The 8,933-nt window shown below is 60.2% G+C and carries 8 protein-coding genes, 1 pseudogene and 1 riboswitch; of the genes and pseudogenes, 4 read left to right on the top strand and 5 right to left on the bottom strand.

Annotated elements, in window-relative coordinates; genetic code table 11:
* Positions 1-602: IS110 family transposase (locus ACTQV4_RS08110; protein ID WP_441569599.1), on the bottom strand; the 602-nt coding region annotated here is incomplete at its 3' end.
* A gap of 32 nt (positions 603-634) precedes the next feature.
* A complete protein-coding gene (locus ACTQV4_RS08105; RefSeq protein WP_441569598.1) occupies positions 635-838 on the bottom strand; it encodes a hypothetical protein in 204 nt (67 codons plus the stop codon).
* Between the two features lie 258 nt (positions 839-1,096).
* On the opposite strand from ACTQV4_RS08105, the gene ACTQV4_RS08100 reads away from it, so the two are divergent.
* The 3 genes from ACTQV4_RS08100 to ACTQV4_RS08090 all read left to right on the top strand — a co-directional run bounded on the left by ACTQV4_RS08100 (position 1,097) and on the right by ACTQV4_RS08090 (position 3,504).
* Positions 1,097-1,831, top strand: a complete 735-nt coding sequence (locus ACTQV4_RS08100; protein ID WP_441569597.1) for an exonuclease domain-containing protein — start codon at positions 1,097-1,099, stop codon at positions 1,829-1,831.
* Between the two features lie 363 nt (positions 1,832-2,194).
* Complete coding sequence (locus ACTQV4_RS08095; protein WP_441569596.1) at positions 2,195-3,247, top strand: hypothetical protein; 1,053 nt, start codon at positions 2,195-2,197, stop codon at positions 3,245-3,247.
* Positions 3,248-3,267: 20 nt separating this feature from the next.
* On the top strand, positions 3,268-3,504 hold the full coding sequence (locus ACTQV4_RS08090; protein ID WP_441569595.1) for a hypothetical protein: 237 nt from the start codon (positions 3,268-3,270) through the stop codon (positions 3,502-3,504).
* Positions 3,505-3,533: 29 nt separating this feature from the next.
* Here the strand turns inward: ACTQV4_RS08090 and ACTQV4_RS08085 are convergent, their stop codons facing one another.
* The 3 genes and pseudogenes from ACTQV4_RS08085 to ACTQV4_RS08075 form a co-directional block, all read right to left on the bottom strand.
* A complete protein-coding gene (locus ACTQV4_RS08085; RefSeq protein ID WP_441569594.1) occupies positions 3,534-5,237 on the bottom strand; it encodes a DUF262 domain-containing protein in 1,704 nt (567 codons plus the stop codon).
* Positions 5,238-5,356: 119 nt separating this feature from the next.
* A pseudogene (locus ACTQV4_RS08080) lies at positions 5,357-6,617 on the bottom strand (IS256 family transposase).
* Between the two features lie 201 nt (positions 6,618-6,818).
* The gene (locus tag ACTQV4_RS08075) at positions 6,819-7,241 is read right to left on the bottom strand and encodes a hypothetical protein (protein ID WP_441569593.1); all 423 of its coding nucleotides are present in this window, start codon (positions 7,239-7,241) and stop codon (positions 6,819-6,821) included.
* Positions 7,242-7,249: 8 nt separating this feature from the next.
* A riboswitch (SAM riboswitch) is annotated at positions 7,250-7,340 on the bottom strand.
* A gap of 268 nt (positions 7,341-7,608) precedes the next feature.
* Here ACTQV4_RS08075 and ACTQV4_RS08070 point away from each other — a divergent pair.
* On the top strand, positions 7,609-8,931 hold the full coding sequence (locus ACTQV4_RS08070; RefSeq protein ID WP_441569592.1) for an ATP-binding protein: 1,323 nt from the start codon (positions 7,609-7,611) through the stop codon (positions 8,929-8,931).
* Positions 8,932-8,933 lie beyond the last annotated feature (2 nt).

Here is an 8,933-nt window from a genome sequence, read left to right as displayed (position 1 = left end):
GACTCCGCGCACCTCGCGGCCGTGACGTAGTACTCGAGCACGTCGCGCTGGGGCCCCTCGAGCCTGATCCCGGATATCCACCTCCAGTGGGCGCGCGTCCAGGATCCCTTCCTCGTCCCGTCGGCGTTGCGCTCGTCCCAGACGTGGCCCAGCCTGATCAGGAACATGTTGAGGCGCTGCCTGGCGCGGCGGCACTCCGCCGTGGCGTCGTCGAGGGCGCGGTCGAGGTCCCGGGCGGCCTCGACGGCCGCATCGGGCAGCGGGACCTCCACGATGTTGTGGGTGGCGAGCATGCGGGCGATGAACTCGGCGTCGCGCCGGTCGTTCTTGCGGCGCGCGTCCGCCGCCGGCCTCTGCATCTTGGAGACGGCGGCCACGGCGCAGTCGAGGCCGAGCGCGCGCAGCTCGCGCGCCATGTGGAAGCCGGTGGGGCCGCTCTCGTAGCAGGCCCTGGGCTCCTCGAACCCGAGGGCCCACTCCGCGATCTCGGCGGCGTCCGTCCCGAAGTCACGGTGCACCACCTCGCCGGTGAAGGGGTTGAACGCCGCGGCGGCGACCGATTGCGCGTGGACGTCCAGGCCGATGGAGGTAACATGGGGCATGGGAAGCCTCCTCCCCGCAGGTGCGGTAAGGGCTACCGCACGGGCCGATACTCAAAGCCCATTGTGGCATCCCGAGCCCGCGAAAAGAAGCTGCGCCGCGGGGGAGGCGACCCAAATGGCTTTCTCATATCGTCTTGCTTCGTACGCTGCTTGAGTGCCTCGGTAAGTCCGATAAGCGCCGTGAGGAGCGAGACCAAAGAGGTCAGGAGCTTCACGAAATCAATCAGATCGGTCATGGGCATCACCTCCCGTCGCATGGAGGGCGCTGCCCGGCACATGGAACTGCCGTCAACAATAACCAGTCTATCAAACTGCAGTCATAAATACGAATATATGTTCGATAATAACAGCGATCTGACCATCTCAAAACGCAGCTTTACGCAAGGGTGCCGGGTGGCCGCGCTGGGCGCTTTCATGTCCGCACGAGCGCCTATCCTTACGGCAATGTAGCCGCCTATGTAGCAAGCGGCAGGCAACGGAGAGAGGCCATAACCGTGTCAGCTGAAAAGACGCCGGGTATCTCGGCTATCGATACGACGAACTTTGCGCGCCAGATTGTGCTGGACTTTGAGTTTGCGCCGGTGCCAAAGCAACGCCAGCGCCGTGGGCTGCGCAACGAGATTATCGAGGTCGGCGCCGTCAAGCTCGATTACCACGGCAACGTTATGGGCGAGTTCTCGCAGTTTGTGCAGACGGAATTTACCGAAGGCGTTGCGTATCCCGTCCGCGAGCTCACGGGGATATCGGCCGTGGACACCGCGATGGCCGATCCGCTCTATGTGGTGATCAAAAGGCTCAGCGATTGGATTGGTCGCTACTCCGCCCAGGTGGTTTGCTGGAGCGGGACGGACCGTCAACAGCTTTTGACCGAGTGCCAGGCAAAGCACATCGACCTTTCCGCATTTCCTACGGACTGGGCCGACCTGCAGGCGTTTTACACCTCGATTATGGACGTGGGCAGCCATGGGCGCGTCTCGTTGGGTGACGCGGCGATGTGGTTTGGCATCGAGTTCGACGAGTCGACGGGTCACGCCCACAGCGCCCTTGCCGATGCGCGTGTGACCGCCAAGCTGCTCAAGCAGGTGATGGACGGGGACTATCACGTGAGTCCGCGCGCCCAGGAGATCCGCCAGCGGTGGGGGATGGGCGAGCGAGCCCAGACGCGCCTCTCCAGCAAGTGCCCCGAGCTGGGCGACCTGCTGCTGAAACTGAAGGCGGAGGGGAGGTAGGCAGGGCTCCGGAATGAACTCTGACTCAAGTCATCGAGCCCAAATTCTTTTTACACGCCATTTTCATGGGCTGAATAGTGCCGAGATTCAATCGTCGAAGGCGCTGTTAGTGGGCTTGCGGGGCCAGTTATCTTATTTGCCCGCCATTTTCATGCTGCCCTACCTGTAGGCTTAATTAGCTTTGGTCCCTCTCCGTCATCAAGATGGGCTTAACTCTGGTGTCAGGTATGGACACCGCTCTCGTTTGTTTGACCTTCGCCGCGCGCTCTGCCGCTACGAGAGCCGATGCGTTCTCCCGCCTTCTGGCCTCGGCGGCGGTGGGATAATAACCGCAACTACATCCGTCCCATTAGGAGCTGCCTCATGTCTTTCCTAGACCGCCTCTTCGGTACCGAAGAGGCCGATGAATCCGCCAATGACGTTGCCGCCATCGAGCTCGCACAGGAGCAAGCTCTTTCGAGGATATCCGAAAATGAGTTGGCGGCTCTCAAGGATTCTGCAGTGAGGACCGTTAGTCTTCCTGTAGGAAGCAAGGCTGCTATCGCGGCAGATGCTCTCATACCGTTTGGCGCCAACGTCGCACAGGGCGTTAACGAGATCGGCATGGCGATGGTCAGGTTCCCAGAGGGCGTGGGCTGGGCGGACCTCTGCTCACGCAAGGCACCCGAATGGGATGGTTATAAGCTCCTTTCCAGTTTTGACAGTGACGGTAAGTTCAACGAGATGGCTGGTATCAAGCAGGCTGGTCTTCAACCCGCTGCGGTGGCAAACCTTGCGCTTCAGGGTGCCGCGGTGGCGGTGGGCATGGCGTATATGAACCAGATAAACGAGAAACTTGACGGTCTTCAGTCCGGCATCGAGGCGATTCAGCGAGATATGCAGCGCGAGCGCGATGCCGAGCTCAAAGCGGCATATGACGCCCTTGATCGCCTTATTCTCAAGTGCCAGGAGTACGGCGCCAGCACCGAGAAGCGTCAAGTCGCGCTGCAGATTATTGAGGACGCACAGCGTGAGGCAAACAAGGCGTGGAACTATGAGCTCAAGTGCATGAAGGACTTTTCAGCCGAGGTGCGGGCAAGGAAGCGCCTCTCGGCGGAAAAGATAGCCGAGGAGGCGGAGAAGCTCTCCGCGATGGAAACGCGAGCCGCCGTGGCATTCCAGCTTTTCGTTATGGCTCAGCAGATAGGCATGCGTTTCGAGGGCGACTACACGAGGCAGAGAATTGAAACCGACGGGCAAATAACAAGACGGATGGCGGACGGGTTTTCTTCCGTTCGAGGGGAAGCGAGGCTCGCCCTTTCGGAGAAAATCTCCAAAGTGGGAGGAAAACCGCTCGCTATCGCTGAGCGCTCGGAAGACGACCGTGAGGTCGAGAATGTTGTCCTGGGGCTGCTCCGCGAAGCGGGGAAAACGTGAACCGCCTCAACCCGATGCGCATGCGCGCTAAGGCGAAGGCGGACATCTCTGAGAAGCGCGCAAAGCTGCAGGATGTGGTCTCAAACGAAAACGTTGTCCGAGAAATTGCCGATCGAAATGAGGAGGAGCTCGAAACGATAAACTTCGCCTTCAATGAGGCTGACACGATTGTCATCGGACCCGACAACGTCACAATTTTCAAGGTGTTAGAGGAGAACGCCGAGACGGGCGATGGTTCTGAGGAAGTGATTGTGTAGATATCTTCGAGATGGGACGCAGGTAGGGCCTAGCGCCAGACCTCCAACGCCTTGTCCGCAAGCCATTCGGCGCGCTCTGCGATGTCGCCCTCGTCCCAAGTCTTCTTCTCCAAGGCATCGGCCATGGTCGCAAGGCCGGCGGCGCAGAGGGCCAAGCCGTCCTTGTATCCCTTTCCCTGCTTCTTGGTGGTCCAATCGGCATCGCGGATGGAGGCGTTGAGCGAATGCGTGATGATGGCGAGGTTGCCGAGCGTGAGGAGCTTCCGGTCCCTTCGCGTGGCGGCTTCGTCGTCGAGGGTTCCCCATTTGTTTCGCCACTTCTTGGGCATCATGTGCTCGAGGGTGTACTGGTTGAATCCGAGCAGGGCTGTGCTGCTCATGCCTGGGCGAATGGCGCTTTCCAGCAGATAGAGGACGCCCTTGGACTGGAGGTTGTACAGACACGATTCCTCGAATGCCGCTCGAACCTCGGCGTCGCCGGGCATGTATGTCGTCGCCTCGTCATTGGCTTCGAGAGCCTTCCTCAGCGCCTCCGCGTCCTTCACCTCGTTCAGGATCAGCGAGGTGAACAGCCTGTTGTAGTTCTTCGTGGTCGCCTGAACCAGCGTTCGGCGGATGATGTAGGTCTCAAGCAGGGCGAAGACCTCGGATTCCTCGCCCGAAGACTCCGCGTTCTTGCGAACGTAGAGCACGTACGGGATGAGCGTCGAGTTCTTGAGGCCGAATATGAGCACGTTCAGGCGCTCGATGCCGGGGGCGGAGGGGATGTCCGCGTCGCAGCAGCTTGGGTCAAACGTGGACTCGAACACCTTGGCATACGCCTTCATGCTGCTGAGGATCTCGTCCTTGTCTCCGTTGCAGTACCTGCCGATAAAGTCCTTGTAGGACTGGAAGAGGTTGGACGTGCGCGAATAGAAGAGCTTGTCCTCGGTCGTGACGCCACGCCTCTTGTCCTGAACCAGGATCTGGAGGAACGCGTCGAAGAACAGGTCGACGAGCGTGCGCTTGATGCGCCCGGTCACGACCTCCTGCTCCCAATACTCCCTCTTCTCAGCCGTGGGCTCGAAGACGTCTTCCCAGCACTCCTTGAACGCCTGCTCGTTCTCGCGGTTGAAGAAGTAGTTCTTGAGGAGCTCCGCCGTCGTCAGGCGCACCCCGAGCGAGTTGATGGTGTCGAATATCTGCTGCTCGTCCTCGCCCTCGGTAAGGTCGATGCAGACGAACTGGACGTTCGACTTGATCGTGTTCCTGTCGACCCTCTCTGGGTCGATATTCTTGAGGAAGTAGTTGTAGGCGCGGATGATGGCCGAGGTGCCCTTGATGGGCTCGCAGTCCGTGGCGCTGACGACCCTCTCGAAATCCTGCCGGTCGTACTTGCCGTGCCTTAGGGCGATTTGGCCGGTCTCCAGGACGAAATCTCGCTCAAACAAATTGTTTGTGACGTTTTTCGCACAGAGTGCCTTGAAGAAGATGACCATGGTCGTGAGTCGCTGCTGGCCGTCGATGACGGTGCGAACCTCGGACACCTCGGACCAGGTGTTACCGGAGGAGGCCTGCTTCAGGATGATGGAACCAAGGAAATAAGGTCGCTTAGAGGCCGTGACGAATTCCATGTCGCCAAGGAAGCGCTCCCATTGCTCTTCTCCCCAGACGTACGCCCTTTGGTAGAAAGGTATTTCGAGCAGGCGCGATCCGTTGAACACGCCGCTTATCGTAGATTTTCCTGCATCCATCCTTAATGACCTATCTATCCTTCGCGGTTATTGCTGGTGAGCCGATTTCGGTAGTGTCGAGAAAGTTGGTGTAAGGGCCTTGCGGCCCCTGTGTCCGATATCCGGAATCAGTTGATATCCTAGGCCGCCTCCACGCTGTCGGCAAGTTCCAGGCTGGATTCGATCATCTTCCTGGCCGCCTTCTCCAGCTCCGCCCAGTCGTGCTCGCCCGCGGCACCCATTCTGAACGCGGCGTCATGTATCTCGGCCATCCTCCTCTCCGAGAAGTAGCGCGAGCCGGACCATGTCTCGGCCTGGTCGCACATGACGGCGCCCACGAGCCTGAGCAGCGAACTCTCCGACGGGAAGACCTGCACCACGCGCGAGCGGCGCTTGATTTCCCTGTTGGCGCGCTCCTGCACGCTGTTGGTGCGCAGGCGCTTCCAGCGCGACGGCGGGAAGTCCAGGTACGCGAGCGCGTCGGGCTCCGCCTCCTCGAGCACCCTCGCCGCCCTCGGGCAGCACCCCTCCAGCATCTCGCATGCCGCGTGGTACATGGCCACGGCGGTGGCGGCGTCCCCGGCGCGGAAGACCGAGGAGACGATGCGCCCCACGCGGCGCCCCAGCTGCCGGGAGCCGGCCTCGCGCATGCAGTCGCGCACCAGGTGCACGGCGCATCGCTGCCAGGCCGCCCCCCCGGAAGACCTCGCCTATGGCCCTGACCAGGCCCCCGTGGGCATCGGATACGACGAGCTCGGTGCCGGTCGCGCCGCGGTCGCGCAGCTTCCGCGGGAAACCGAGCCACGAGTCGAAGGACTCCGTGCCCGCCACGGATACCCCCAGCACCCGCCTCCAGCCGGACTCGTCGCAGCCTATCGCCGTGGCCACCGCGGTCGAAGCCACGCGGCCCCCGCGGCGGCACTTGACGCAGGTCGCGTCGAGCCAGATGCAGGGTATCGCGCGCGCATCGGGCGGCCCCTCCGCGAGGTCGGCTATCTCGGCGTCGAGGGTCGCGGCGATCGCGCCCACTCGGTCCCTGCCGAGCCTCTCGATGCCCATCTTCTCGGCTATCCTCTGCACCTTCCTGGTGCCGGTGCCGGTGGCGTACATCTCGGCCACCGGCGCGACGAGCGCGCGGTCGACGCGCCGGCGGCGCTCGAGGACGTCCTCGGGGAAGAAGCTGCCCGTCCTGAGCTCGGGGGTTCTCAGGTTGGGCGTGCCCGCGCACGTCTCGAGCGTGCGGTTGCGGTAGCCGTTCCTGCTGTTGGCCCCGTCGCCGCAGAGCTGGTCGGCCTCCTAGTCCATGATGGCGTTGACCACCTGCTCGGCGAGCAGCCTGAGCAGCGACGGGATGTCGACCATCCCGTCGGTCGACCTCGGGATGGCGGCCTTCTCCGGCATCGCGTCCGCTTATATCTCCATAGCGGTCCCTGTCCTTTCCCAGAACCTGTGTTATGTAGCGATTCCAGATTCTGGGACAGGGGCCGCTTGCGTTTAGCGGTCAGCCGTCGGCGCGCTTACACCAACATTCCCGACACGATCCAGCCTTTTGACACCGTGTGATCAAAGACTGCGCGCCACCATGATGCCGCCTGTGTCTGCCTACATCCCCGCAATCCCGCGGGCAGCACTCAGCAGCTCATACTCCCTCTGGCTCCACTGGTGCAGTTCGGCCGCGCGCACGGCGTCGCGGCACAGGTCCAGGAATACCTCGGCCCCCTCGCAGAAGCACTCGTGGGCAAAGGCGCCGGATCCGTCCGCAACGCACATGCCGTCTGCAAACAACTTCCAACTCGACGGCTCGCGCGAGTCGTCTCCGAACAGCTTGATCTGCAACACATGCGGGTCGCCGGCGGCGCAGAGCTCTTCCTCGAGTACCTGCACCGTAAAGCGCATCTGGTGGGAGAGACTGCTCTTGACCATGGCCGAGGCATAGCCGTTCGGCTCGTCTAGAAGATGCATTCGTTTTGGCTTGGCTGCCAGATTGTGGAAGTTGCGCTCGCTGCGCACGGAGAAGTTGTCCATACGGACTCCTTTCATCGATGTTGGCAGGGCCACCGTGCCTCTTGGCCGGTTGGCGTCGGGATCGTGGAGCCAACTCTCTACCCCGACTCTGGATAAAACACGCCCGCTCCTTGCGGGCACGATGGAGTCTACCAGCGCGCGCGGACACAAATCAAGCGTTGACTGCGAAATGATGTGCAGACGGCGCTTGATTACGCGGCAATTATTCGGCCAACATTCGGAAAAGTGTCGAAATCAGCCTTATAAAAGTACGGAAAAGTGTCAAATTCGAGACACTAAAATTACCGAAAAATGTCGATTCGACCGTCATTCAACTACGGAAAAGTGTATCCTAGTGCTAAAACAGCACGTAATAAGGGGTGCGCTTATGCTGCAGAGAAAAGCGAAAGCACAGTTTGAATCTTGGCTTGCCTCGTCGCCTAACAAGGCTCTTTTGGTCAAGGGTGCCCGACAGGTAGGAAAGTCATATCTGGTCAACGTCTTTGCAAACGAATCGTTCGAAAAAGTCGTGACGTTCGACCTTATCGCCGACGCGTCCGTGCGCGATTCGTTTTTGGCGGCGAAAAGTGCGGACGACCTGCTTATGCGCATGTCTATCGCTGCGACGCAGCCGATGGTTGCGAACAAGACCGTCGTGGTTATCGATGAGGTGCAGCGATGCCCCAACGTGGTGACGTTTATCAAATACCTGGTCCAGCGCGGCGACTTTCGATACATCCTTACCGGATCGCTCCTTGGCGTTGAGCTCGAGGGCATCGATTCCCTGCCGGTGGGCTATGTCGAGCAGGTCCAGATGTATCCGCTCGACTTTGAGGAGTTTTGCTGGGCAAATGGCGTTGGTGCCAGCGTCTTTGACATGCTCAGGGGCTGTCTAAAGGATGAGGAGGAGCTCCCCGGCTACCTGTATGACCGCTTGCTCGATCTGTTCCATCAGTATGTGGTGGTGGGAGGCATGCCCGACGCGGTCAATTCCTTCTTGGCGACGCGCAATGTCGACGAGGTTCGAAACATCCACCGCGATCTTCACGCCCTGTATCGCGATGACATCGCAAAGTACGCTCCGCCCGAGCTACGCTTGGTTATTCGCGATATCTACGATTTGATTCCCAGCGAGGCTGGCTCCAAAAACAAGCGATTCAAGCTGTCGTCGATTAACGGCGTCAAACGTTTTTCGCAGGTGACAGATCATTTTCTCTGGTTGTCGGAGGCAGGAGTTGCGCTTCCCGTGTTTAACGTAACGGCGCCCGTGGCACCCCTTTTATTGGGGGAGCAGCGAAATCTGTTTAAGCTGTTTTACTTGGACACCGGAATGCTCATGTCGTCGTATTCCAAGAAGGTTGCCCAAGGGGTATTTGATGGAGAGGCAGAAGGCCCCTTTGGCATGAATATGGGGGCGGCGTTTGAGGGCTTTGTCGCGCAAGAGCTCAAAGCCCACGGATTCAGATTGCGCTACTTTACGTCTAAAAAGGTCGGCGAGCTCGATTTTGTGGAGGAGACGCTCGATGGGGAAGTGCTTGCTATCGAGGTCAAATCGGGCAAGAGCTTTAAGTCCCACGCGGCACTCGACAACGCGCTCGCGACGAAGGGCTACGGCATCGATCGCGCCCTGGTACTTGCGGAATGTAATCTTCACCGCGATGGTAACGTGCTGTATCTACCCATCTTTATGGCAGGGCTTTTGGAGCCGTAACG

Origin of the sequence: Collinsella sp. LCP19S3_B11, from assembly GCF_052121915.1 — a bacterium.
Classification (GTDB): domain Bacteria; phylum Actinomycetota; class Coriobacteriia; order Coriobacteriales; family Coriobacteriaceae; genus Collinsella.
This window is presented reverse-complemented; position numbering and strand designations above follow the sequence as displayed.

Bases quoted from the DNA above. Each gene is read 5' to 3' on its own strand.
- ACTQV4_RS08105 (WP_441569598.1), bottom strand. From the start codon at position 838: ATGACCGATCTGATTGATTTCGTGAAGCTCCTGACCTCTTTGGTCTCG.
- ACTQV4_RS08095 (WP_441569596.1), top strand. From the start codon at position 2,195: ATGTCTTTCCTAGACCGCCTCTTCGGTACCGAAGAGGCCGATGAATCC.
- ACTQV4_RS08090 (WP_441569595.1), top strand. From the start codon at position 3,268: ATGCGCGCTAAGGCGAAGGCGGACATCTCTGAGAAGCGCGCAAAGCTG.
- ACTQV4_RS08085 (WP_441569594.1), bottom strand. From the start codon at position 5,237: ATGGATGCAGGAAAATCTACGATAAGCGGCGTGTTCAACGGATCGCGC.
- ACTQV4_RS08075 (WP_441569593.1), bottom strand. From the start codon at position 7,241: ATGGACAACTTCTCCGTGCGCAGCGAGCGCAACTTCCACAATCTGGCA.
- ACTQV4_RS08070 (WP_441569592.1), top strand. From the start codon at position 7,609: ATGCTGCAGAGAAAAGCGAAAGCACAGTTTGAATCTTGGCTTGCCTCG.